18 protein-coding genes are annotated in these 25,521 nt (G+C 46.4%); 6 read left to right on the top strand and 12 right to left on the bottom strand.

From position 1 onward, the window contains the following. Positions 1–69: 69 nt before the first annotated feature. The 4 genes from KIV40_RS04160 to fabB all read right to left on the bottom strand — a co-directional run bounded on the left by KIV40_RS04160 (position 70) and on the right by fabB (position 8,131). Positions 70–4,257 carry a FimV/HubP family polar landmark protein gene (locus KIV40_RS04160; protein WP_285348016.1) on the bottom strand — a complete coding sequence of 1,396 codons (4,188 nt, stop codon included), beginning with the start codon at positions 4,255–4,257 and terminating at the stop codon, positions 70–72. Positions 4,258–4,456: 199 nt separating this feature from the next. Next, positions 4,457–5,470, bottom strand: coding sequence for an aspartate-semialdehyde dehydrogenase (locus KIV40_RS04155; RefSeq protein ID WP_285348015.1), 1,014 nt, complete (start codon positions 5,468–5,470; stop codon positions 4,457–4,459). Beyond that, on the bottom strand, positions 5,467–6,600 hold the full coding sequence (locus KIV40_RS04150) for a 4-phosphoerythronate dehydrogenase (protein WP_285348014.1): 1,134 nt from the start codon (positions 6,598–6,600) through the stop codon (positions 5,467–5,469). Before KIV40_RS04150 ends, KIV40_RS04155 begins: the two co-directional genes overlap by 4 nt. A 319-nt stretch (positions 6,601–6,919) precedes the next feature. Continuing rightward, positions 6,920–8,131, bottom strand: a complete 1,212-nt coding sequence (fabB, locus tag KIV40_RS04145) for a beta-ketoacyl-ACP synthase I (protein WP_005433116.1) — start codon at positions 8,129–8,131, stop codon at positions 6,920–6,922. A 128-nt stretch (positions 8,132–8,259) separates the two neighbouring features. Here fabB and mnmC point away from each other — a divergent pair, with 128 nt between their 5' ends. Beyond that, on the top strand, positions 8,260–10,278 hold the full coding sequence (mnmC, locus tag KIV40_RS04140) for a bifunctional tRNA (5-methylaminomethyl-2-thiouridine)(34)-methyltransferase MnmD/FAD-dependent 5-carboxymethylaminomethyl-2-thiouridine(34) oxidoreductase MnmC (RefSeq protein ID WP_285348013.1): 2,019 nt from the start codon (positions 8,260–8,262) through the stop codon (positions 10,276–10,278). A 655-nt stretch (positions 10,279–10,933) separates the two neighbouring features. On the opposite strand, the gene KIV40_RS04135 is transcribed toward mnmC, so the two are convergent. The 3 genes from KIV40_RS04135 to KIV40_RS04125 form a co-directional block, all read right to left on the bottom strand. Further along, on the bottom strand, positions 10,934–11,458 hold the full coding sequence (locus KIV40_RS04135) for an NADPH-dependent FMN reductase (RefSeq protein WP_012128608.1): 525 nt from the start codon (positions 11,456–11,458) through the stop codon (positions 10,934–10,936). Positions 11,459–11,634: 176 nt separating this feature from the next. Then, the gene (locus tag KIV40_RS04130; RefSeq protein WP_005433127.1) at positions 11,635–11,898 is read right to left on the bottom strand and encodes a YfcL family protein; all 264 of its coding nucleotides are present in this window, start codon (positions 11,896–11,898) and stop codon (positions 11,635–11,637) included. Between the two features lie 15 nt (positions 11,899–11,913). Continuing rightward, a complete protein-coding gene (locus tag KIV40_RS04125) occupies positions 11,914–12,444 on the bottom strand; it encodes an elongation factor P hydroxylase (RefSeq protein WP_285348060.1) in 531 nt (176 codons plus the stop codon). A 329-nt stretch (positions 12,445–12,773) separates the two neighbouring features. Here KIV40_RS04125 and KIV40_RS04120 point away from each other — a divergent pair, with 329 nt between their 5' ends. Then, positions 12,774–13,397, top strand: coding sequence for a trimeric intracellular cation channel family protein (locus KIV40_RS04120; RefSeq protein ID WP_105066693.1), 624 nt, complete (start codon positions 12,774–12,776; stop codon positions 13,395–13,397). Between the two features lie 85 nt (positions 13,398–13,482). Here the strand turns inward: KIV40_RS04120 and aroC are convergent, their stop codons facing one another. Further along, a complete protein-coding gene (aroC, locus tag KIV40_RS04115; protein WP_005433120.1) occupies positions 13,483–14,568 on the bottom strand; it encodes a chorismate synthase in 1,086 nt (361 codons plus the stop codon). Positions 14,569–14,789: 221 nt separating this feature from the next. Next, a complete protein-coding gene (prmB, locus tag KIV40_RS04110; protein WP_285348012.1) occupies positions 14,790–15,722 on the bottom strand; it encodes a 50S ribosomal protein L3 N(5)-glutamine methyltransferase in 933 nt (310 codons plus the stop codon). A 61-nt stretch (positions 15,723–15,783) separates the two neighbouring features. On the opposite strand from prmB, the gene smrB reads away from it, so the two are divergent. Continuing rightward, positions 15,784–16,314, top strand: a complete 531-nt coding sequence (gene smrB / locus KIV40_RS04105; RefSeq protein WP_005433105.1) for an endonuclease SmrB — start codon at positions 15,784–15,786, stop codon at positions 16,312–16,314. Positions 16,315–16,417: 103 nt separating this feature from the next. Here the strand turns inward: smrB and sixA are convergent, their stop codons facing one another. Beyond that, positions 16,418–16,882: a phosphohistidine phosphatase SixA gene (gene sixA / locus KIV40_RS04100; RefSeq protein ID WP_005438776.1), complete on the bottom strand. Its 465-nt coding sequence runs from the start codon at positions 16,880–16,882 to the stop codon at positions 16,418–16,420. A gap of 377 nt (positions 16,883–17,259) precedes the next feature. On the opposite strand from sixA, the gene KIV40_RS04095 reads away from it, so the two are divergent. After that, the gene (locus KIV40_RS04095) at positions 17,260–20,037 is read left to right on the top strand and encodes an insulinase family protein (RefSeq protein WP_285348011.1); all 2,778 of its coding nucleotides are present in this window, start codon (positions 17,260–17,262) and stop codon (positions 20,035–20,037) included. A 70-nt stretch (positions 20,038–20,107) separates the two neighbouring features. Here the strand turns inward: KIV40_RS04095 and fadJ are convergent, their stop codons facing one another. Both fadJ and fadI read right to left on the bottom strand, forming a co-directional pair. Beyond that, a complete protein-coding gene (gene fadJ / locus KIV40_RS04090) occupies positions 20,108–22,222 on the bottom strand; it encodes a fatty acid oxidation complex subunit alpha FadJ (protein WP_285348010.1) in 2,115 nt (704 codons plus the stop codon). Then, positions 22,222–23,529: an acetyl-CoA C-acyltransferase FadI gene (gene fadI / locus KIV40_RS04085; protein WP_285348009.1), complete on the bottom strand. Its 1,308-nt coding sequence runs from the start codon at positions 23,527–23,529 to the stop codon at positions 22,222–22,224. Before fadI ends, fadJ begins: the two co-directional genes overlap by 1 nt. A gap of 655 nt (positions 23,530–24,184) precedes the next feature. Between fadI and KIV40_RS04080 the strand changes: the two genes are divergently transcribed. Further along, positions 24,185–24,733, top strand: a complete 549-nt coding sequence (locus KIV40_RS04080; RefSeq protein WP_285348059.1) for a sigma-70 family RNA polymerase sigma factor — start codon at positions 24,185–24,187, stop codon at positions 24,731–24,733. Next, positions 24,726–25,460: a DUF3379 domain-containing protein gene (locus KIV40_RS04075; protein WP_228174735.1), complete on the top strand. Its 735-nt coding sequence runs from the start codon at positions 24,726–24,728 to the stop codon at positions 25,458–25,460. Before KIV40_RS04080 ends, KIV40_RS04075 begins: the two co-directional genes overlap by 8 nt. Positions 25,461–25,521 lie beyond the last annotated feature (61 nt).

The raw sequence follows: 25,521 nt of genomic DNA, 5'->3' as shown, positions 1-25,521 counted from the left end.
TGGGGCGGGAAGTATATACGTAAGTCTTTCCAGATACAAAAAAGGGCAGCGTTTGCTACCCCTTTTTACTTATCGACCGTTAATCGTATCGATGAGACTCTTAGCCTCTCGGCGAATATCATCTTCCCCGTAGACGATAGCTTCCTCTAACAGTTTAATCGCACCTTGAGGATCGTTCATTTCAAGGTAGATTTTTGCGAGATCCAGCTTACCTGCGGCTTCTGCATTGGTATCTACGTCGACATCACCAATATCGCCAATCACATCCGGGAACTCATTCAAACCCACGTCAAGTTTAAGCTCTTGCTCTTCAAACTCACCACCGTCTTTGTCTACCTGAGCCATCAACTCATCAATGGTCATGAATTGATTTTTCTTCGGATCAAAATCGGTTAGGTCGTCTTGCTCACCCCAGTTTTCTTGCGCGATCTCTGGCTGTGCCAGTGCTTCTGATGAACTCCATACTTCACGCTGGTCTTCTGGAACCTCTGCCGTTGACGAGGTGTTTTCTGGCGACAGCTTAAAGCCATCCCAATCGTCACCAACATCCAGCATGGTTTCAAAGTCCATACCTGCACTTTCAATGGTGTCGCTGTCTAACTTGCCATCAAATACTTCAGATTCAGCATTTTCAGATAACAAGTTCGCCATCGCAGACTCTTCAAAGTCATTTAATTCCGATTCCAAGTCATTGCTCGGCTCAGGCTCTAAATCGGCACTGAAAGCTTCTGGTTGCGCGAAAACTTCAAACAGAGCGTCATGGTCATTCTCTGCTTGTTGTACAGCTTGAGAGACTTCTGAGTGCTCTTTAACAACCTCAGGTTCAACAGTGTCAGAGTCAGAACTTGCTACCTCTTCTGTCACTGATGCCAAAGCATCTTCTTCATTGAACTCTGGTAGTTCAAAGTCATCGAAGTTGAACTCTTCTTCTGCTTGCGCGACTGGCGCTTGAGGCTCAACAGTTTCAGATTCCGCAAGCGCTGGCTCATCGGCCATTGAAGCTAATGCGTCTTCTTCGTTGAATTCTGGAAGCTCTAATTCGTCGAAATTGAACTCTTCTTCAGCTTGCGCAACTGGTGCTTCTGGCTCAGCGATTTCAGATTCCGCAAGCGCAGGCTCTTCAGCCATCGAAGCTAATGCGTCTTTTTCGTTGAACTCCGGAAGCTCTAACTCATCAAAGTTGAACTCTTCTTCTGCTTGCGCAACTGGTGCTTCAGGCTCAGCGATTTCAGATTCCGCTAGCGCTGGCTCATCGGCCATTGAAGCTAATGCGTCTTCTTCGCTGAACTCCGGAAGCTCTAACTCGTCGAAGTTGAGCTCTTCTTCTACTTCCGCAACTGATGCTTCAGGCTCAGCGATTTCAGATTCAACTAGCGCAGGCTCATCGAAGTTGAACTCTTCTTCGTCAACATCAGCATCAGTTGAGCTTGCCGCCACCGGCTCTTGTTCAACTTTGCTCTCAGATTCGATCTCATCAACCAGCCAATCCTCTTCTTGAGGAATTCCAAATTCGTTTTCAACCGTATTTGGTGTTGGCGTGAACGCTGGAGCTGGTTCTGGTTCTGCGTCCGGTTCTACGATCGTTTCTTCTTGTGGCGCTAATGCTTCAGGCAGCTCAGGTAAATGCTCTTCAAGCGTATTCTCGGCAACTTCGCTGTCTTGAGTTGGCGCTTCAAATTGCTGCTCTTCAGTGTCCGTTTCTGATACTTCTTCACCGATCAAAGCATCCAGTTCTGCTGCGAAGTCTGAACGCTCTTGTTCACTTGGTAACAGAGCTTCATTGTTACTTTCGAATAGCTCATCCAGTTCCGTCATTAACGGATCATGCTCAGGGGATGCGTCTTCTAGATCACCAAGGAAATCGTTGCTATCAAAGTCGGCAATAGATTCGGCTGCTTCTGAGTCAAGTTCGTCGTTTGATGCTTGTTCTAACGATTGTGTTTCAGCCTCTGGCTGATTTTCACTCAATAACGCATCGATATCCAAACCAGAGTCTAAACCCAGCGCAGCCTTTTCATCTTCTAGATCAACAACAGGCTCAGCATCCATGACTGGTTGAGATTGAGGCAGTACTTCCTCTACTGCTGGCTCTAAATCATCAAAACCTAGCGAAGCGAGAAGATCGTCATCGCTCTGTGTAGCCGCTGTTTGCTCTGTCTCGTCATCTTCACAAATCAATTCATCAAATGGGTCGATTTCACTGCTTGTTTCGTTCTGCTCTTCTTCAACGCTCTCGTCGCTGAGCAGCTCGTCCAACAGGTCAACACTGTTTTCATCAATGTCTTCTAGAGTATCGTCACCATCGAAGCCCGATAACTTTTCTAGCTCATCAAGCGGGTCAAAGTCATCATCGGTGGAGTCTTCATCTTCGAAGCCAATTAACTCATCAAGTAAGTCCGTGCTGTCTTCATCAATGGTTGGTTCTTCACTTAAACCCGCGATATCTTCCAGCTCTTGAAGGGGATCGAGTTCGTTAAGTGACTCGCCATCGTCTTCACCGATCAATTCATCAAGTAACGCCGATGCGTCCTCTTCATTTGAGTCGTTTTCTGTTAGTCCAGAAAGTGCTTCAAGTTCATCAAACACATCCTCATCTGATTCGCCTGATGTTGGCTGCTCGTATTGTGCTAGCAGTTTATCGATGTCATCGTCTGTCGCTTCACCTGCTGAGAACGCACTCTCAGACACCGCTGACTTGTCATCTTCAACGTCTAAGTTGAGATCATCACCATCAAGATCGGCGAATAGGTCATCCAGCATAGCTTGGTCGACGGCATCATTTTGTAGCGCTTCTGCTGGCTCATCTGCGGCAAGCAATTCTGCGAAAGCATCATCAGACAATGCATCCGAACCGTCTTCGTCAGAAAGATCGAAGCCTGCATCATCATCGTCATCCAACACTTCCAGCTCTGGCGTGACTTCATCAAGCGCACGTTCCATCTCTTCAAGACCAAGGGCTTTTTCTTCACCGTTGACCTTGATGCCGTTGCTAGAAGAATCGAATTCATCGAAACCAACGTCTAGTTCACCATCATCGCCGATACCAGCAAATGGATCTTCGCCATCATCACCCTCTAGGTTGAAGTCGAGGTCATCGTCATCTAGGTTACCGAAAACGTCTTCTTCTTCAGGTTGCTGTTCTTCTTGCCCAAGTAGGTTTTCTGTTTCGTCGTCATCGCCAAACAGATCGTCATCAAGGCTTAGCTCTTCATCTAGCTCATCCGCAGCGGCTAGACCAATGGGAGCAGCAAGAGGGTCAACGTTTTGCTGTTCTTGCGTAGCCGCTTCTTCCTCTTTTGCCTTAGAACGACGACCAAGTAGCATGACAACGAGTAAAGCGATTAGCGCACCTGGGATTAATGCAGCAAGACCGACAAGCCAGCCATTCGATAGGATTTTATCCATCGTACTTGGCTGCATACGTTGTTGCTCAGCAACACGCTGACGCTCCTCAGCCAGCAGTTTTTCTACTTCTGAGCGAATGCGTTCTTCGTCATTCAACGACGTTTTTAGCGTTTCAACCTCGCTTTGTACTTCAGAAAGCATCAAGCGCAGGCGGTGGTTCTTCTCTTCCAGTGACTCTAACTCACTGTGCGAACCTTGCAGCTTGTCTTTTAGCGCGCTGATCTGCTGCTCACCCTCAGGTGATGTGGTCACCGCTGGAACCGGTGTTGTTGGCTCAACCACTTTAATCGGTTGCGGTTTTGGTAATTCCGGCTTAACCGTTTCTGGTTTTGGTTCAGGTTTTGCAACTTCAGTAACAGGCTTTGGTTGCTCAACTTTTGGTTTTACTGGTTGCGCTGGTTTTGGCTTCGGTTGAGTTAAGCGAGCTTCGTGCGCTTTCATGATCGCGACGGCTTGCTCTGTCGTCGCACTTTGAACCTGGTCAAGAGAAGGCACGCGAAGACGACTACCAGGGATCAATTCATGGATATTTTGGTTATCAAACGCTTGAGGGTTGATACGGTAAATGGCGAGTAGCGTTTGTTGTAAAGAAACATTTCGAGATGGTCGCAATTCAGAAGCAATCGACCAGAGAGTCTCGTTTTGACCAGTCGGACCGAAGAAACGCGACGGTTGGTCATTTTTAGGTGGAGCGGGTAACGCTCGTTCAATCTCCTCAGCATAGCTTGGAGACGCTTGCACTTCACCAGAGGGTCCTACAAGACGAATACCTTCGGCTTGAACCGCTGACGATGTCTGAGTCGCGCTCATCAGCACAAGGGCTGCTAACAAACGCTTATAATTTTGACGCATAGAAGGCTCAGTTAGGTGCTAGTAACAATTTGAAATGGTGATCGGTTAAATATATCGGATAAAGCACGCAAAACTATAGCGTTGAGGGTAAAAAATGTGTGGCTCTCACCATATTCGTACTAATCTCACACAATTTTACGCCGTTCGAACAAAAAAGCCTCGCATAGTGCGAGGCTTAAAGGTACTTAGCGAGGTCGACTTAGTAGTAGTCGCGGATCAGAACTTCTGCGATTTGAACCGCGTTAGTTGCTGCGCCTTTGCGTACGTTATCTGCAACAACCCATAGGTTTACGCCGCTGTAATGGCTGATATCGTTGCGAATACGACCTACCATTACATGGTCTTTACCGCCCGCATCGCGAACTTGTGTTGGGAAGTCTTCACCGTGGAATACTTCGATACCGTCAGTTTGCTCAAGTAGGTTAACCACTTCTTGTGCATCGATCGGTGAACGCGTTTCAATGTGAAGCGCTTCTGCATGACCGTAGAACACTGGTACACGAACGCACGTTGGGTTTACTGTGATCGATGAATCGTTGAAGATTTTTTGCGTCTCCCACACCATTTTCATTTCTTCTTTGGTGTAGCCGTTTTCCATCATCTGGTCGATTTGTGGAATACAGTTAAAGGCGATCTGCTGAGAGAATTGCTTCTTGTCAGCTGGTAGGCCGTTTAGCAGCTTCGCTGTTTGACCTGCTAGCTCATCAATACCCGCCTTACCCGCGCCAGAAACCGATTGGTACGTTGACACGTTAATACGCTCAATACCCACTGCATCGTGAATAGGCTTTAGTGCCACCAGCATTTGGATGGTTGAACAGTTCGGGTTCGCAATGATGTTACGGTTACGGAACTCTGCAATCGCTTCTGGGTTTACTTCTGGCACAACAAGAGGAATGTCGTACTCGTAACGGAAGTGTGACGTATTGTCGATAACGATAACGCCTTCGTCTGCTGCGATTGGTGCCCATTTTGCTGACAGTTCACCACCAGCAGAGAACAGAGCGATGTGTGCTTGTGACCAATCAAACTCTTCCACGTTTTGTACGCGAATTGTTTTACCATTGAAGCGGTAAGTCTTACCTTCACTGCGTTCACTTGCCAACAGGAAGATTTCGCCTACTGGGAATTTGCGCTCTTGAAGCACTTCCAAAATTGTTTCACCGACCGCACCGGTCGCACCTAATACGGCAACATTGTATTGCTGGCTCATTGACTTACCTCAACCTGAAAACCTAGTTCTGCTAATGGTGCAAGATTGCATGTTTCGTTACCCACTAGCGTGACAGCGCTGTACTCGCGGCGATCCCAGTAGTTTTTACGCATCAGGTCAAAAGAGCCTGGCTTACTGATTTCGCGGCGGAAAAGAGCGTCATCTTTACGCACATCATAGATTAACTGCGTGATGTTGTGCAGCGTTGCTTCATCCCATGCTCTGTCCAATACCATAGTAGGAACAGGCGCGGTTGGCAGTAAATCGCTGGCATGCGCACGTAATTCGTTATTTAAGAACTCACAGTAGCTGTTGAAAATCATTGTTGTACCGCGAGCTTTCCCTTCCAGACCATAGCCTGCAACGTGAGGGGTTGCGAATGCTAGCAGAGGCAGAAGCTCCATATCAACCTCTGGTTCAAATTCAAACACGTCGAGTGCCGCTGTAAAGCCGTCGTTTTTCAGTAAACGTTGCTTCAGCGCTTGGTTGTCCACAACTGGACCGCGTGCCGCATTGATAAGAATTTGATCGCTACGAAGACCATTTAACACCTTCTCATCAATCAAATGATGCGTTGGGTTTGGGCCATCTTTAGTGATAGGTGTATGCAGCGTGATGATGTCAGAACGTTCGATCAACTCTTCTAGCAGAGTGAAACTGCGAGAATCGCCCTCTTCTTGTTTGAATGGGTCATTGATGAGCACGTTGATGCCCATGCCTTTCAGACATTTTTCAAGGTAACTACCCACTTGGCCCGCACCGATGATACCAACGGTTTTATCGAAAACTGAGAAGCCTTGTTGTTGCGCTAGCACCATCATGACGCTGAACGCATACTCGGCAACGCCAACTTTGTTACAACCTGGCGCAGCGGTGAAGAAAATACCTTTCTCTTGCATCAACGTTTGGTCGACATGATCCATGCCCGCCGTCGCCGTACCCACGAACTTCAGCTTGTTTGCTTTGCTGATCAGTTCTGCGTTTACTTTGGTAACTGAGCGAATCATTAGCGCATCTACATCCACTAAATCATCGGCGGTGAGTGTGCGACCGGGTTTTAGAATCACTTCACCGAGTTGGCTGAATAGCTCTTCAGCGTACGGCATATTTTCATCAACAATAATTTTCATAGCGCCAGCGTTTAACATCCATTTGTATGAGTTCGTTTATTCGCAAGATGCGAAGCTAAAGCGATTGTGCCCTTTTCTTGAAAAATCTCAACAACTAGAGCGAGCAAAAACAGGTTTCAGAAAAGAAAAAACCCGGCTAAATTAGCCGGGCAAAGTTCCAGAACAAAAGGATCCTATCCCGCTCTCCTTGGGATAGAGTCTGCGTCTGTTCGATCAGTTTGACTGATCAAGCTCTGGAAACTGGTTTGTTGGTCCGTTTACGCCGCTTGGGAAATCACAGTGATATTCCGACCAACAAATTCAGTTAGCTTTGGGTCGCTTACGCTTGGTACTTTTTGATTACCAATGTCGCGTTTGTACCACCAAAACCAAAGCTGTTTGACATAACTGTCGTTAGCTCAGCGTCACGAGCTTCCGTTACGATGTCTAGGCCTTGTGCTGCTTCATCCAAATTAGAGATGTTCACACTTGGCGCAATGAAGTTGTTGTCTAGCATTAGCGTTGAGTAAATCGCTTCGTGAACGCCAGCTGCACCTAGTGCGTGACCTGTCATCGCTTTTGTAGCAGAAATCGCAGGGCTGTTATCACCGAATAGTTCTTGGATAGCGCCTAGCTCTTTCACGTCACCTACTGGAGTAGAAGTGCCGTGTGTGTTGATGTAGTCGATAGCGTCAACATCTTGCATTGCCATCTTCATACAACGAACTGCGCCTTCACCTGATGGTGCTACCATGTCGTAGCCATCAGAAGTCGCGCCGTAACCTACGATTTCACCGTAGATTTTCGCGCCACGTGCTAGTGCGTGCTCTAGTTCTTCGATAACCAGCATGCCGCCGCCACCAGAGATAACGAAACCGTCACGATCTGCATCGTAAGTACGAGATGCTTTTTCTGGCGTTTCGTTGTACTTAGTAGATAGTGCGCCCATTGCATCAAACATCATAGTTTGAGACCAATCTAGCTCTTCACCACCACCTGCGAATACGATGTCTTGTTTGCCAAGTTGGATAAGCTCCATCGCGTGACCGATACAGTGTGCAGACGTTGCACAAGCTGAGCTCATTGAGTAGTTCACACCACGAATCTTAAATGGTGTTGCAAGACACGCTGATACTGTTGAAGACATAGTACGTGGAACCATGTAAGGACCTACGCGTTTTACGCCTTTCGCACGCATCGTGTCAGTTGCTACTGTTTGGTTTAATGCAGAAGCACCACCAGAACCAGCAACGATACCTGTACGATCGTTTGAAACTTGTTCTTCAGATAGACCAGCGTCTTCAATTGCCTGCTGCATTGATAGGTATGCATAAGCAGCCGCATCACCCATAAAGCGCATCTGCTTACGGTCAATAAATTCTGCAGGGTTGATTTTCAGATCACCCCATACCTGCGAACGCAGACCGTTTTCTTTAAACTGCTCAGACGCAGTGATGCCAGATTTACCCGCTTTAAGAGACGCTAGAACTTCTTCGACGTTGTTACCGATACTTGAAACAATACCCATACCGGTGATTACGACTCGTTTCATTATGACATTCCTATAATTCAAAAATCCGCTAGATAATAACCAAGATAGTCAACAAAAGTGGTCAGCTTTCCCAGAAATTCGTACAATCGCCGAATTCTAACCGCGCCAAATCACATATTTGCACCATTATGACTTCGATTAAAAACGCAGAACTTGGTTGGAACGAAGCTGGTACACCGGTTTCTGACCAATTTGATGATGTTTATTTCTCCAACGTAAACGGTCTCGAAGAGACGCGTTACGTGTTCCTCAAACAAAATCATCTACCAGAAAGATGGCAGGAATTTGACCAAAGACGTTTTGTTATTGGTGAAACCGGATTTGGCACAGGGTTGAACTTCTTAGCCGTGTGGCAATGGTTTACCGAATTTCGTCGCGAATATCCAGAGGCAACACTAAAAGAATTGCATTTCGTTAGTTTTGAGAAGTACCCACTTAGCAAAGCTGATTTAGAAAAAGCACATCAATCTTGGCCAGAATTGGCAGAGTTTGCCGAAAAGCTGCAACAGCACTACCCAGCCGCTGTGCCTGAGTGTCATCGCATTGTTTTAGAAGACGGCGCTATCACGCTCGATCTATGGTTTGGCGATATCAAAGACTGCATGCCGCTTGTTCCTTATGCTGAGCAAGGCTTGATTGATGCTTGGTTCTTAGACGGGTTTGCTCCAAGCAAAAACCCAGAGATGTGGAACCAAAACCTGTTTAATGGCATGGCAAAATTGGCGAAGCAGGATTGTACAGTCGCAACCTTCACAGCCGCGGGCTTTGTGCGTCGCGGCTTAAACGAAGCGGGCTTTGCAATGAAGAAAGTCAAAGGCTTCGGCACCAAGCGTGAAATGATTGCGGGTTCGATGGAGCAACGTGAAGCGCATTCAAACCACCTACCTTGGTTCAACCGCACAGCGTCTACCAATCATGATTCCATAGCGATTATTGGTGGCGGCATCGCTAGCGCGGCTTTGGCTAAAACGCTGGTTCGCCGCGGTCAGAATGTCACGCTTTACTGCAAAGACGCTCAACCCGCAGAAGGCGCGTCGGGCAATCGACAAGGTGCTGTATACCCATTGTTAAATGGTCCACACAAAGGCGTTTCACGCGTGTTCGCTCCGGGCTTTTTGTTTGCCCGTCAGTTTGTTGACCAAGCAGCGCAAGATATCCAATTTGATCACGATTGGTGCGGCATCACTCAGTTAATGTGGGATGACAAATCCGCAGATAAATTAGAGAAAATGCTTGCTGGTAATTTCACACCGGAGTTAATTCACAAACTATCTTCTGAAGAGACGGCGGAAAAAATAGGCTTGCCGATTGATATGGCATCGGTTCACTACCCTCTTGGTGGCTGGTTATGCCCCGCTGAACTCACTCGTGGTTTGATTGCAAAACTAGAAAACACAGAACTTTTTGAAGCGAAGTTCGAGCATCAGGTCAAGTCACTAGATTGGGATGAAGCGCGTAAGCTTTGGACATTGAAGGCGAACGGTCAAAACTTTGAACATTCAACTGTCGTGGTTGCTAATGGCAGTGAGTTCCAAACACTAAGCCAAACCGCTGATTTACCAATGGGTCAGGTAAAAGGTCAAGTTAGCCATGCTCCTGCAACTGAAACGCTGTCTAAGCTGAAAACAGTATTGTGTTACGACGGTTACATGACACCTGTTAACCCGAATAATCAGCACCTATGTATCGGTGCAAGCTACGACCGCAGCCACCTCGATTACGAGTTTGACAAGGATGCGCAAAAAGACAACGCTGAGAAATTGGTGAAGTGCCTGCCGAACCAAACTTGGACGAAAGAGGTGGATACCTCTGGTAACTTGTCGCGCCAAGGTATTCGCTGTGTTAGCCGTGACCACCTGCCGTTTGTCGGTAACGTAGGCGACTTTGAAACCATCAAAACGCAATATGCGGATCTGCAGAATCAACAAGAACAAGACGTTGAAGCGATTCACCAGCTCCCTAACCTATTCTGTTTCTTAGGTTTAGGTTCTCGTGGTTTGAGTTCTGCGCCTCTAATGGCCGAGGCGTTGGCATCACAAATCTGTGGCGACCCGTTACCACTGCCTGTTGATGTGCTGACTGAGCTGCACCCAAGCCGTATGTGGGTAAGAAAGCTACGTAAAGGTAAGGCGATTACTGAACTGTAACGTGTTTCGAATACGCAAAGAACCCCTCCTAGCCTCCCCTTAAAAAGGGGAGGAACAAGTTCTTAGCCCCACATTCGTCCTCCCTCTTTCCAAGAGGGAATTAGAGGGGGGTAGCTCCGAAAATAAACAACCACTCCTCGCCTCGTTTTAAAAAAGTGAGGAGCAAGTTATGAACCCCGCATTAGTCCTCCCCCTTTCCATGAGGGAGTTAGAGGGGGTAGTTCCGAAAACAAACAACCACTCCTCGCCTCATTTTGAAAAAGTGAGGAACAAGTTCTTAGCTCCGCATTCGTCCTCCCTCTTTCCAAGGGGGAGTTAGAGGGGGGTAGCTCCGAAAATAAACGACCACTCCTTGACTCATCTTAAAAAGTGGAAAAGCAAGTTATGAACTCCGCATAGTCCTCCCCCTTTCTAAGGGGGAGTTAGAGGGGGTAGCTCCGAAAATAAACAACCACTCCTTGACTCATCTTAAAAAGTGGAAAAGCAAGTTATGAACTCCGCATAGTCCTCCCCCTTTCCAAGGGGGAGTTAGAGGGGGTTACTCCGAGGACAAACAACTACTCCTCGCTTCATTTGAAAAAAGTGAGGAGCAAGTTATGAGCTCCGCATTCGTCCTTCCCCTTTCTAAGGGGGAGTTAGAGGGGGTTACCAGTTTTTAGTTCAATGCTGCCACAGCTGCTTTCACTTGCTCGGCAACTTCCGCATTACGGAACTGACCTGTTTCCAAATCAAAGTTATCGTAGAAGCTCGGAATAGATTGCGATGCTTTCACTTCAGCACCAAAGTAAGGCGCAGAGCCTGTCGCCGCAGCGAGAACCGTTTGTGCGCCACCAGGACCAGGGGACGTCGCTAGGTATACCGCTGGTTTATTTTGGAATACGTTGCGATCGATGCGTGTCGCCCAATCGAACAGATTTTTGTAAGCCGCTGGGTAAGAGCCGTTATGCTCGGCAAAAGAAATCACCAAAGCATCCGCTGTTGCGATGTCAGCAAGAAAAGATTTTGCGCCTTCCGCCTGACCAATTTCTTTCTCTTTGTCTTCACTGAACAAAGGGACATCATAGCGGTTGAGATCTAATACTTGCACGTCTGCACCTTCAACAAGGTTAGCAGCGTAAGTCGCGAGGGTTTTATTGATAGAGGTAGAGCTAGTAGAAGCACCAAATGCGATAATTTTCATGGTTGTAATCCTTGTTCACGTTTTGTACTCACTAGAGTAAAAGGTGAGCCCAAGTGCCACAACCACAAAAATTTTAAGGAGAGATTCGAAAATTTCGAAGGAGTTTATTTCAACTCTTTATTGCTCCAACCAGAAACTTAGAGCTGCCAATCGAAGCATATATAACTGTATGAGACTTAAGCTTGCGCTTGAAGCTCTTGCCATAGATCGCTCACGATCACGCGATCGGCAGGCGTCAATTCTGAACGCGCTTCTTCAAGGCTGTTTTCAATGCGAGACTTCAGCTCAGTTACATCATTAATGCCTTCTTCTTCACACGCTGCAGCAGACAGAGAAATGTGACCACGCAAATAACCACCAGCAAACAATTCATCATCCGATGCCGTTTCAATGCGAGCATCAATCAGTTCTAGTAGTTTTTCTTCAAATTCAATAATCATGGAGCTTCTCTGAGGTTATTTAACGATAAAGTCAGACGTTTCCAGCGGCTTGGTTTGGTAAAAGGCACACAACGCATCCGATAGCATTTTCACGCGAGGCGGAAGACCGTTTTCTAGAATACCCATTACTTCATTGTGCACTTTGTGCATGAAACCAAGACGATCTGGTTCAAAATCGCCGTGTAGATTGTCACAACTGACGTTAAAAGGGAAGTCAGCACTTTTCGCTAGAATCCACTCATACGCTTGAGGACGAATTTCCACTTTTTCAAACTCAGCTTGAACCTCGGCTGTACGGCCGTCAGGTTCATACCAGTAACCAAAATCTTCCAGCAAACGACGTTCTGGTCCCGCTACACACCAATGGGCAATCTCGTGCAGCGCTGACGCGTAAAAACCACGAGCAAAAATAATCCGATGATGCGGATGCTCTTGGTCTGCTGGTAAATAAATTGGCTCATCACCACCAAGCTCCAACTTGGTATTAAAAGTTTCAAGAAACTTGTCGTTGAAGATGGCGATAAGGTCTTGATATTCGTGGTTCATCATCGATTCTGTACTTCAAATTGATATGCGGTGAGCATTGTCGCTGTTTTTCTTCAACAGGTAAAGCCACACAACAAGTTTGGTTATTAGCTGGATTTATCTGAAAGTCGCTTTCTCCATACTATTTCTCATTCGTCACAGATCACATTTCCCACTACACTCACGCCTTATTTTTAAGCTTAATGATGGCGACATCAACGCCACTTAAAGCGAGATTCTTTTAGGGTTTAAGCCCCTTCCTCAAGGCTTAGATTTTGTTGGTAAGTTTTGCTGCTGTTTTCCTTAATCTCAAGGACTGCGACAGGGCCCTTTTATTTGAGTGTCCCCTTATGCTGCTAAGTGTGTTGTATATCATTGGTATCACGGCTGAAGCCATGACTGGTGCGTTGAGTGCTGGTCGAAGAAAAATGGATTGGTTTGGTGTTATGTTGGTAGCCAGTGCAACGGCAATTGGCGGTGGTACGGTGCGCGATATTCTTTTAGGTCACTACCCTCTAGGCTGGGTGAAGAACCCTGAATTCCTAGCAATCACATGCGTTGCGGGTGTACTGACAACTGGCTTGGCGAAATGGGTAATTAAGCTGAAAGGTCTATTTATTCGTTTGGATGCACTTGGCTTGATCGTATTTAGCATCATCGGCACCAAGGTAGCAATTGGTATGGGCTTACACCCTGGCATTTGTATGGTGTCAGCGCTAGTCACTGGTGTATTTGGTGGTCTGCTACGCGATTTGATTTGTCGTCAAACACCGCTTGTGTTGCATGAAGAGCTTTACGCATCGGTGGCACTTATCGCATCAGGTTTGTACCTAGCGCTACTTGAGTTCAACGTACCAGATGTAACCGCGACGATTGTCACTCTGATTACTGGTTACATGCTGCGTATGGCGGCAGTACGCTTTAAATGGCGCTTACCTTCATTCAACTTGGAAACAGAAGGCTCGATTCACTGATTCGACTCAAAAGCTATTGAAAAGACATGAAAAAAGGCTGCTCACTGAGCAGCCTTTTGTGTATCTATCGATTTAAGTTTCAAACTTAGATCTTTGGAGTCTCGGTTTGTACGCCATGGTTTTGACCACGGTGGCGTAACAAATGATCCATCACGACAATAGCCAGCATCGCTTCTGCAATAGGCACAGCGCGGATACCTACACATGGGTCGTGACGACCTTTAGTGATCAACTGAGTTGGCTCACCTTCTTTAGTGATGGTTTCACCCGGAACCGTAATGCTTGACGTTGGCTTAAGCGCAATGTTTGCAACAATCTCTTGACCGGTAGAGATACCGCCAAGAATGCCGCCTGCGTGGTTGCTACCGAAGCCTTCTGGAGAAAGCGTATCACGGTGCTCGCTGCCTTTTTGGTTTACCACATCAAAACCGTCGCCGATTTCCACGCCTTTCACCGCATTGATGCTCATTAGCGCATGCGCAATGTCTGCATCCAAACGATCAAATACAGGCTCACCAAGACCAACAGGTACATTCGTTGCCACAACCTGAATTTTAGCGCCAATAGAGTCGCCTTCTTTTTTCAGGTCACGGATAAGCTGATCAAACGCTTCCACTTTGTCTGCATCTGGGCAGAAGAACGCGTTGTTTTCGATTTCATTCCAATCCACTTTATCGATTGAAACGTCACCCATTTGTGACAAGTAAGCGCGGATTTCGACACCAAACTCGTCTTTCAGGTATTTCTTAGCGATTGCACCAGCCGCCACACGCATTGCCGTTTCACGAGCAGACGAACGGCCGCCACCTCGATAATCGCGCACACCGTATTTTTGGTGGTAAGTGTAATCAGCGTGTCCAGGACGGAACTTGTCTTTGATGTCTGAGTAGTCTTTAGAACGCTGGTCTGTGTTCTCAATCATCAGACCAATTGAAGTGCCTGTAGTTTGACCTTCAAATACGCCAGAAAGAATTTTTACTTCGTCCGGTTCACGACGTTGGGTAGTGTAACGTGATGTGCCAGGACGGCGACGGTCGAGATCCGTTTGCAGATCTGCCTCAGTGATTTCCAAACCTGGAGGGCATCCGTCTACGATACATCCTAGTGCGATACCGTGACTTTCTCCGAATGTCGTTACTCGGAAATGTTGTCCGATACTGTTTCCTGCCATTACTTCCTCAAGTTCTTGTCGCCACGCTCTCCATGAACGCAACTGCTTTTCAATTCTTCGTGGAATCATAGTGGCGGTATTACGTTTTGATGTAAAGCCCGATTTGGTGGAAAAAACAAAACAGCCGAAATTTTGCCAGCTCAGTGCGAAGCGGATAAAAAAACACCGAGCACTGGGCTCGGTGTTTTCATTATTTGATCAACTCGTTTGTTTCGACAGACTTAGCCTTTGTACAGTTTAAACTCTTCTGCACACTCAACCAGCTGGTCACGCGTTAGCATGAATACGCCGTGACCACCGTTCTCGAACTCAATCCAAGTGAATGGAATTTGTGGGTACTGTTCCATCATGTGAACCATTGAGTTACCGACTTCACATACAAGAATACCATCGTCTGTTAGGTAGTCTGGTGCGTTAGCAAGAATACGACGAACCAGTTTTAGACCGTCAGTACCTGCAGCAAGACCTAGTTCAGGCTCGTGCGTGAACTCGTCTGGTAGGCTGTTCATGTCTTCTTCGTCCACGTAAGGTGGGTTAGACACGATCAGGTTGTACTTCTCTTTTGGAAGGTCGCGGAACAAGTCAGAGCGAATTGGGAATACTTGCTGCTCCATGCCGTGATCTTGTACGTTTTGCTCAGCCACTTGTAGAGCGTCTGTAGAGATGTCGATCGCGTCAACTTCTGCTTCAGGGAATGCGTGTGCACAAGCAATTGCGATACAGCCAGAACCCGTACATAGGTCCATAATGCGCGTAGGCTCTTCCACCAACCAAGGTTGGAATTCCGCCTGAATCAATTCGCCGATTGGAGAACGTGGCACAAGTACACGCTCATCAACGAAGAACTCAAGACCGCAGAACCATGCTTTGTTGGTTAGGTATGCAGTTGGTGTACGCTCGTTGATGCGTTTTACTACACGCTCAACAATACGCAGACGCTCGCTTGTCGTTAGGCGAGAGTTCAATACGTGCGGAGGCACATCAATCGGCAAGTATAATGTTGGCAGGATAAGCTGAACCGCTTCATCCCACGCATTATCAGTGCCATGACCGTAAAACAGGTTAGCGGCGTTAAAGCGGCTTACCGTCCAACGAATCATATCTTGAAGGGTATGGAGCTCCGATACCGCCTCTTCTACAAAAATCTTATCCAAAATTGCCTCCGAAAAGCGCTACAATACTGCCATAAATTGTAAAAATGAAATTGTTTACCTAATGAGCAAAAAAGACACCGAACACGATGACGATTTCGCCTTGTTTAAGGATGCAGTACAGGGCGTAAAAAAGTTGCGACAGGATACCATAATCCAGCAACCAAAAAAAAATACTAAGCAAAAAGAAATCACACGCTCAAACCGTGAAGCGAGTGATTCTGAATTTTACTTTTCCGATGAGTTTGTCCCGCTCTTAAATGCGGATGGACCAACTCGCTACGCGCGTGATGATGTCTCGACTTATGAAGTGAAACGTCTTCGTCGTGGCGTGTACGTACCTGACGTTTTCTTAGACATGCACGGCATGACACAACAAGAAGCCAAGCGAGAACTCGGTGCGATGATCGCGTACTGCGTGAAAAATGAAATCCACTGTGCGTGTGTACAACATGGCATCGGTAAACACATCTTGAAGCAGAAAGCGCCGCTTTGGTTAGCTCAACATCCAGACGTAATGGCATTCCACCAAGCGCCTCTAGAGTTTGGCGGCGATGGTGCCCTACTTGTGCTGCTTTCTATTCCTGAGAAATAACCCACCGACTCCGAAAAGTATTTCGCTGACGAGCAAGAACGACAAAGGCAGGTTAACCCTGCCTTTTTATTTTTCTCAAGACATCATCCCGAGAACTATTGTTCTATGGCGTGATATGCCAAAGCACTTCACCACGTTGTGTTTGCGGGTCAAACTCAATGCACACCAAGCCAGATGTCGGGAACATTGGTGGCGTCATGTCTTTCACAAATTCCGAGGTAAGGTAGCCCACAAGCGGCAAGTGCGACACAAACAGCAGTGATTCCAGCTTCTCAACTTCAATTAGCGCATTAGCGAAATCAAACACTTGGTCAGATTGACCGTAAGGCGTGATGTCTTCACACGTTTCGATGCTTTTCGCCGAAAAGTGTGCGCTGATTTCTTGCCAAGTTTGCTGCGCTCGAATGTACGGACTCACCAGTACTTTGTCGAATTGAGCAAAACCTTGCTCTTTACATGCTCGGGCAACTGCTTCCGATTCAGTTCTGCCTCTTGGGGTCAGTTGTCTTTCTGCGTCGGTGTTCGCAAAATGCTCTGCTTCACCGTGACGCAAGATAAATATTTTCATGTTATTTCCTAGGGATAGCTAACGCTACCAAAAGGTTGACTGCTATCTTTATACGGATAGCGGGCTAACTTTAATAATGTCGAAACAAAAATACTGATATAATTATCGGTTCATTATACCAATTCGCTTGCTAAAGATAGCGACTTTCTTAACAATCTATTAAAAAGAATATACTCAGTTCATCACATTCTACGATGAAGTTATGAACTCAGTGCATTCCTTCAAATAGCTCGAACCCCATAGCAATTTGCTGATGGGCTTATGCAGAACTCTTACGAATAACAAAAATGCGGCAAGCAGTATTTGTCGAAGCGCAAACTTTGCGCCTCCCCGCTCGGGGATCATAATTACTGTAATGCGAAATCTGGAGACGCATCGTGCACCTAAGTCCAAACGATTCAAATCAATACCGCTACATTACATTGAGTAATGCCCTGCGCGTGTTGCTGATTCATTCCGACACGGCTCAACAGTCGGCAGCAGCCCTAGCAGTAAACGTTGGACACTTCGATGATCCGATGGATCGTCAAGGTCTGGCACACTATCTAGAACACATGCTTTTTTTGGGTACGGAAAAATACCCTAAAGAGGGCGAGTTTCAAAGTTATATTAGTCAACATGGTGGCACCAACAACGCTTGGACGGGTACCGAGCACACTTGTTTCTTCTTCGATGTGACACCTACCGCTTTTGAAAGCGCACTTGATCGTTTCAGTCAATTCTTTACCGCACCACTGTTTAACGAAGAAGCGTTAGACAAAGAACGCCAAGCGGTTGACTCCGAATACAAACTCAAACTGAACGACGATTCTCGCCGTCTGTATCAAGTAAATAAAGAAGTCATCAATCCAGAACATCCGTTTTCTAAATTCTCTGTCGGCAACTTGGATACGCTTGGTGACCGCGAAGGCAAATCGATTCGCGACGAAATTGTTGAGTTTCACCGCTCACAATATTCCGCTGATTTGATGACGCTGACTTTGTTTGGTCCGCAATCTCTTGATGAGCAGCAAGCTTGGGTAGAGGACATGTTTGCCGACATTCCAAACCACCAATTGCGCAGCAAATCGATTGATGTCCCTATTGGCACCAAAGATAGCACTGGTATTTTGGTCCAAGTCGAACCAATCAAAGAGTTCCGTAAACTGATCCTCACGTTCCCAATGCCGGGAATGGACGCACACTACAGCGTGAAGCCTCTCTCCTACTTTGCTCACCTGTTGGGCTACGAAGGTGAAGGCAGTTTAATGCTTCAACTCAAAGAGAAAGGCTGGATTACTTCCCTCTCTGCAGGTGGCGGGGCGAGCGGCAGCAACTACCGCGACTTCACAGTAAGTTGCACCTTGACACCAAACGGTTTGGACCATGTCGATGACATCGTTCAAGCGGTATTCCAATACCTCACCATGATCAAACAAGGTGGCATGGATGAATGGCGATACTTGGAAAAACAAGCGGTATTAGAATCGGCTTTCCGCTTCCAAGAGCCATCACGCCCAATGGATTTGGTCAGTCATCTGGTGATCAACATGCAGCACTATCAACCAGAAGACACGGTTTATGGTGACTACAAAATGGCAGGCTACGATGAAGCGCTTCAACGTTCATTGTTGCAGTACCTTTCGGTTGAAAATGTTCGCGTCACATTGATTGCGCAAGGTTTAGAATACAACCTAACCGCAGAGTGGTACTTCACGCCTTACTCAGTCATCCCGTTTAGTGAAAACCAACGTCGCTTCTATCATCAAATTGATCCAAGTTGGCAATTCGTTCTGCCAGAAAAGAACCCGTACATTTGTTATGACCTCGACCCAAGACCATTTGAAAACGGCGGCTCGTTGCCAGAATTGGTTGAAGATCTCGAAGGTTTTCGACTCTGGCATCTTCAAGATGATGAGTTCAGAGTGCCGAAAGGTGTCGTTTACGTCGCTATAGACAGTTCACACGCCGTTGCATCGCCAAAAAATATCGTGAAAACGCGGCTATGTGTTGAGATGTTCCTCGACTCTCTAGCAAAAGAGACTTATCAAGCAGAAATCGCGGGGATGGGTTACAACATGTATGCTCACCAAGGCGGTGTCACGCTTACATTATCGGGCTTTAGCCAGAAGTTACCTCAACTTTTAGAAATGATTCTGCATCGCTTTGCAGCTCGTGAGTTCAACCCAGATCGATTTGAAACCATTAAACAGCAGCTTCTTCGGAATTGGCGCAATTCATCTCAAGATCGCCCAATTTCACAGCTTTTTAATGCACTGACAGGTTTGCTCCAACCTAACAATCCACCTTTTGCAACGCTGGTTGAAGCATTGGAAGAGATTGAGGTGGATGAGTTGTCTGTGTTTGTTGAATCGATTCTTGCCGAGTTGCATGTTGAGATGTTTGTCTATGGCGACTGGCAACGCCATCAAGCTCATGACATGGCAACCACATTAAAAGACGCATTGCGTGTGAAAGAGCAGCGTTACGAAGAGGCACTTCGCCCACTCGTCATGCTGGGTGAAAATGGCAGCTTCCAACGCGAAGTGAACTGTAACCAACAAGACTCGGCGGTGGTGATTTATCACCAATGTGAAGACATCTCGCCGCGTAACATTGCGCTTTATTCCTTGGCGAATCACTTAATGTCGGCAACCTTCTTCCATGAGATCCGAACTAAACAACAGTTAGGCTATATGGTTGGTACAGGGAACATGCCACTTAACCGCCATCCGGGGATCGTGCTTTATGTGCAGTCACCAAATGCGGCGCCAGCTGAATTGGTTACCTCAATTGATGAGTTTTTGAATGCGTTTTATATGGTGTTGTTGGAGCTTAACGAATACCAATGGCACAGCAGTAAGCGCGGATTATGGAACCAAATTGCAACACCTGACACCACATTGCGTGGCCGAGCGCAGCGCCTATGGGTAGCAATTGGCAACAAAGACACCGACTTTAATCAGCGCGAAAAAGTGTTGGAAGAGCTTAAAGAGTTGACTCGTGCCGACATGATCCGTTTTGTGGTCAATGAACTAAAACCTCGCACTGCCAATCGTTTGGTGATGCATTCGCAAGGTATCGCTCATGAAGACGCGCCGCGTATTAACCTTGGTTTAGAAATTGGGTCAATTGAAGAGTTTCAGTTACGCCCGAAAGATTTCGGTCTCGGGTAAATCATTGTGATTAGCACTGACACAAAAAAGGCTTGCATCACGCAAGCCTTTCTATTTTTAACGCTAGCCGTTAATCGTAGAAGTTACGACCTTCACCCGCACGAGTGAGTAAGCCATCACATGGCGCGTAACGATCACCGTATTTCGATGCAAACTCGTTCATTTTCTCAACCAGTTCTTTCAAACCGAATTGATCCATGTAACGGAATGGACCACCTAAGAATGGTGGGAAGCCTATACCAAAGATCGCACCGATATCACCATCGCGTGGAGAACGGATAATACCGTCATCTAAACAGCGAACCGCCTCGTTTAGCATTGGCAGCACACAACGTAGTGCAATGTCATTGTCGCTTAGCTTGGATTCTGGCGTCAGGTTCAATAGCTTGTAAACTGACTTATCGACTTCTTTCTTTTTACCTTTGTAGGTATAGAAGCCTTTACCAGTCTTACGACCTTTGCGGCCATCGTTCAGCAGTGTGTCGAATACGTCTGGACCTTTAAATCGTTCGCCCAATTCGTTAACCAAGATCGGCATGATTTTAGCACCGATATCCACACCGACTTCGTCCAACAAGGTGATAGGACCTACAGGGAAACCGAAGTCAAGCAGCGCTCCATCAAGTTGTTCGATTGGCTCACTTGCCAGCAAGATGTGCGCAGCTTCGTTCATGTAAGGCGCAAGAATGCGGTTTACATAGAAGCCCGCTTTATCTTTCACTACGATTGGTGTCTTGCCCTGCTTCTTCGCTAGTGCAACAACGGTAGAAATGCTCTCTTCTGACGTAGTTTCATGAGGAATCACTTCCACCAGTGGCATTTTCTCTACTGGGCTGAAGTAATGCAGACCGACGATGTTTTCTGGACGCTCTGCTTTTTCTGCAATTTTGTGAATTGGTAACGAAGACGTGTTAGTCGCAAAGATAGTCTCTGGTTTCGCGTTCGCTTCAATATCTGCAACCATCGCCTGTTTAAGGTCAAGATCTTCAAATACAGCTTCGATAACCACATCAATATGATTGAAGCTTGTAAAATCAATACCACCCGAAAGTTGCAGCATTTTAGATTGCAGACCCGCTTTCGAGATAATGCGGCGCTTACGCTGCTTTTCGAACAACTTGTAGTTGTAGTTCAACGCGTTAAGCACGCCATCATTGCTGACATCTTTAATACGTACTGGCACTTTCGCTTTCGCAACAGAAACATGGCTAATGCCAGCCCCCATTAGACCACCACCCAACACGCCAACTTTGTTGACTGCAGTTGGCTCAGCTTCTGCGCCGTTTTCTTTCTTCATTTCTGTCGTAGCAAAGAAAATAGAACGCAGTGCTTTAGATTCTGAACTCATTACCAGTTCGCCAAAGCGCTTCGCTTCAAGTTCTTGACCTTGGGCAAAGCCCTTTTCAAGACCATGCTGGATCACTTCTAGAATCGCGACCGTTGCAGGGTAGTTACCACGGGTCTTTTCATTGGTTTTCTTCGCGGCTTGCTCAAACACAAACTTACGACCTAAACCACTACCCGACATCAACTTCTCTTTTGTCGATTGCTTTTGTTTACCTTTCTTCTTGCCTTTTTCGACATGCATCTTCGCGACATCGAGTAGGACAGTCTCTGGCACACATGCGTCAACCACGCCCAACTTTTTCGCTTTCTTTGCACGCAGTTGTTTACCTGTAAGGATTAAATCCAACGAAGGTAATAGACCAATCAAACGCGGAAGACGTTGAGTACCACCAGAACCAGGCAGCAAACCAAGTTGCACTTCTGGCAAACCAAGACGCGTTTTATCGGAATCAGTACATACACGGTAGTCACACGCTAGAGCAAGCTCTAAACCGCCACCTAGACATGGACCGTGAATCGCAGCGACAACCGGATAAGGCAGATCAGATAGCTGTTGGAACAAGTCTTGGCCTTGCTTAGCCAATGCTTCCGCTTCACTCGCCGTTGTGCACGCTTCAAGCATACGAACGTCAGCGCCCGCAACAAAGTTATCTGGTTTTAGGGAGTGAATAATCATCCCTTTCACGCCGCTGGTGTCTTTCAGTTGAGCGAAAATTTCTTTCATCTCATCTGCAAACGCCGCTTGCAGCGTGTTCATTTTCTCGTTTGGCACATCGATGGCTAGCCAAGCAATGTTCTGCTCATCAATCTTTAGACTAAATGCTTTTTGCTCGCTCATTACTCAACCTCCAAAATCATTGCTGCACCAAGGCCACCTGCGGCACACGCTGTATTCAACGCGAGACCACCACCACGACGTTTAAGCTCACGCAGTGTTTGCGTCATCATACGAGCGCCAGTTGCGGCAAATGGGTGACCGTAGGCAATGGAACCACCAAGGACGTTGAACTTATCCATGTCGATTTCACCTATCGCTTTCGAACGACCTAGGTTTTCTTGGGCAAATTTATCAGAAGCAAATATCTTCACGTTCGCCAATGCTTGAGCAGCAAAGGCTTCGTGCATATCGATAAGCGTTAGGTCTGAAAGCTCTAGACCTGTGTTCTCTAACACTTTTGCCGTCGCGTATGTTGGTCCCATTAGCATGTCCATTTCCACACCAATGGCTGAGAATGCATAACCGCGGATGTAGCCAAGTATTTCCATACCCAGCTCTTTCGCTTTGCCTTCACGCATTAACATCACTGCCGCACCGCCATCGGTTAGTGGCGTACTGTTCGCTGCTGTCACACTGCCATATTGACGATCAAAGGCCGGACGCAGTTTCGCGTAGCCCTCTAATGTCGAGTCATGACGAATGTTGTTATCTTCAGAGATCCACTTTTTGTAAGGTTCAGGGAAAGCGGTCATCACTTCGTCTTGGATCTTGCCGTCTTTCCAAGCTTGTGAAGCTAAAGAATGAGAGCGGTGCGCCAAAGCATCTTGCTCTGCACGAGTAATGCCGTGTGACTTCGCCATTTGCTCAGCAGTTTGACCCATTGAAAGACCCGTCGAGTATTCAGCCACTGCCGGCGGCACTGGCATTAAATCTTTGAAGCTGAGTTTCTTAAGAATGTTGAGCTTTTGACCCAGCGTTTTGGTTTTGCTTAGCGCAAGCAAGTTCGCGGCAAGTTTCTTAGAAACACCAATTGGCAGAACAGATGAAGAATCCGCACCACCCGCGATACCAACATCAATGCTGCCCGCCATAATGCTCTCTGCCACGTTGACTGCAGCTTGGAAACTGGTCGCACACGCTCGAGTTACGCTGTAGGCATCAGTATGGATGTGCATTCCTGTGCCAAGTACGATTTCACGCGCAATGTTTGGCGCTTCTGGCATTTGAACTACTTGTCCAAATACCACTTGTTCGATGAGTTTCGGGTCGATGTCTGTACGAGCAAGCATTTCGCTCACTACCATTTTGCCTAAATCGACCGCTGGCACCTGGCTGAACTCAGTGCTTTGACGAGCAAAGGGGGTTCGTAGCCCTGCGACAATAGCAACACGTTCACCGTGGCGTGTTTTCTCTTCCTGCTTGCCCATTGTTTCTCCTTAAATACAAGAGGTCTGACCTGATGCATTGTAATCAGTTTGTTAAATTTATCAAACGTGCGTTTAAATAAACGTGAAGCGAGTAGATCTATTGCTCTAGTTCATTGATTATTCGGCGATTAAGAATGATTAACTATAGTGAGTAAAAATGAGGAGAAGTGTGCGGAAGGTAAAATTGAAGTAAAAAAAAACCACACAAAACTGTGTGGTCGGAATATTTATAAAACAATCAACCTACGCCAATTGTAAAATTAATCAGTTTCCTGATTAGGAGAAAGTAAAGTCAGCCTTCAAAAGGAAGTGTCATCTTGCTCAACATGTTAGTCGTCAATGACTAACTAGATGACAAGATGTACTATAGCCCCTTCACTGCACGAGATTTTGAAATAGATCAATTTTATGGCGATTTTACGAATTCCAACCGTATCAAAGTTCGAATAACTTCAAATCGCCTAACAATAAGTGTAGGAAAACACCTGAATAAAAAGATATAGAACAAATTATCATCACTTCAAATAAGTGTTTGATCGTAGAAGATGTATATTGTGCTGCTAAACTACATGGTGTGTACTCAGAACAACCATAAATACAAGCGGTAACCATGACCTCACAGAGCAAGACGGAGGCTCCTGTGGCAATATTTAAAATGTTTGGAAAGAAAAATTCCAACAGTCCGGTCAACTCTGATACGGACAGACAAAGAAAATACGAAGCTCTTGTACGGGGCTATCACAGAGATTTGTATCGCTACGCTTACTGGTTATGCAAAGACAAGGCAATTGCAGAAGATTTGGTTCAAGAGACCTGTCTGCGCGCATGGAAGTCACTGGATAGTCTTCAAGATGAAAAGGCCGCGAAATCTTGGCTTATTACTATATTAAGACGAGAAAACGCACGCCGCTTTGAACGTAAACAATTTGATTTGGTTGATATCGATGACTATGGCAATGATGCTAAAGTCAGCGATGACCCACATCATCAACAGGAATGGCTTCAAGCTCAAATCATGAAGCTTGATGTTGAATACCGTGAACCTTTGTTTCTTCAAGTTGTAGGCGGTTTCAGTGGAGAAGAAATCGGCAGCATTCTTGATCTAAACAAGAACACGGTAATGACACGCCTATTCCGTGCACGTAATCAATTAAAAGAGATGTTGGATTCTCAAGATACTCAGAGAGGACAAAAAAATGGATGATTTAGAATTTCGTCGTCGTATTTTGTCGGATCCAAAACAGAAGGATGAAGAGATTCTGCAAGCTTTAGCTGAGAGCGACGCTAACAGTAAGTTTGCTGATGATGTTTTGGATCTCGACCTTAAGATTAAGCAAGCCATGAATGTGGATGTGCCTGAAGATCTTGCTGATAAAATTCTGTTTAACCAGACATCGAGTGCGCTAGATGACGAGAAAGTCGTAAGACCGAATTTTGCTCGCAAAGCGATGGCGTTGGCAGCATCAGTTGCATTTACTGTGGGTCTACTCGTAGGTCAAATTAACTGGGGTAACGTTATTGTTTCTCCAGCGCAAGCAAGCCTCGCAGACACCGCAATGAAACACGTCGTGGCGGAAGAGCCGTTCGTTCGCAACATCGATGAAGATGTTTCAAACAAGCAAGTCAATGCGAAAATGATGCCTTTCCATTATCAGCTAAACGGTGATTTCCCATACCACGTCTACTACCTAAACCATTGTGGTTTTGGTGAGTCGAATAATGCGCTTCATATCGTCTTCCAAGGTAAAGAAGGCAAAGTCACCATGTTTGTGACTGATGTGAAGAGCGACCAGAAAGTCGACTTTGATAAAGATGGTATGAGTGGTGTTGTGAAACCGGTGGGCAAAGCCAGCATGATTCTTGTTGGTAGCAGCGGCGAAGATATCGATGCTATCGCAGCGAAATTAGCGCCAATGATGGAGCCAATGTAGTAACTTCATCGAAAGCACGCAACTGCACAGTAAAAAGCCGCTAAATTTCGAAATTTAGCGG

Source organism: Vibrio sp. D173a (assembly GCF_030248475.1).
Note: the sequence above shows the minus strand (reverse complement) of the source record. Positions and strands in the feature narration are given on the sequence as shown.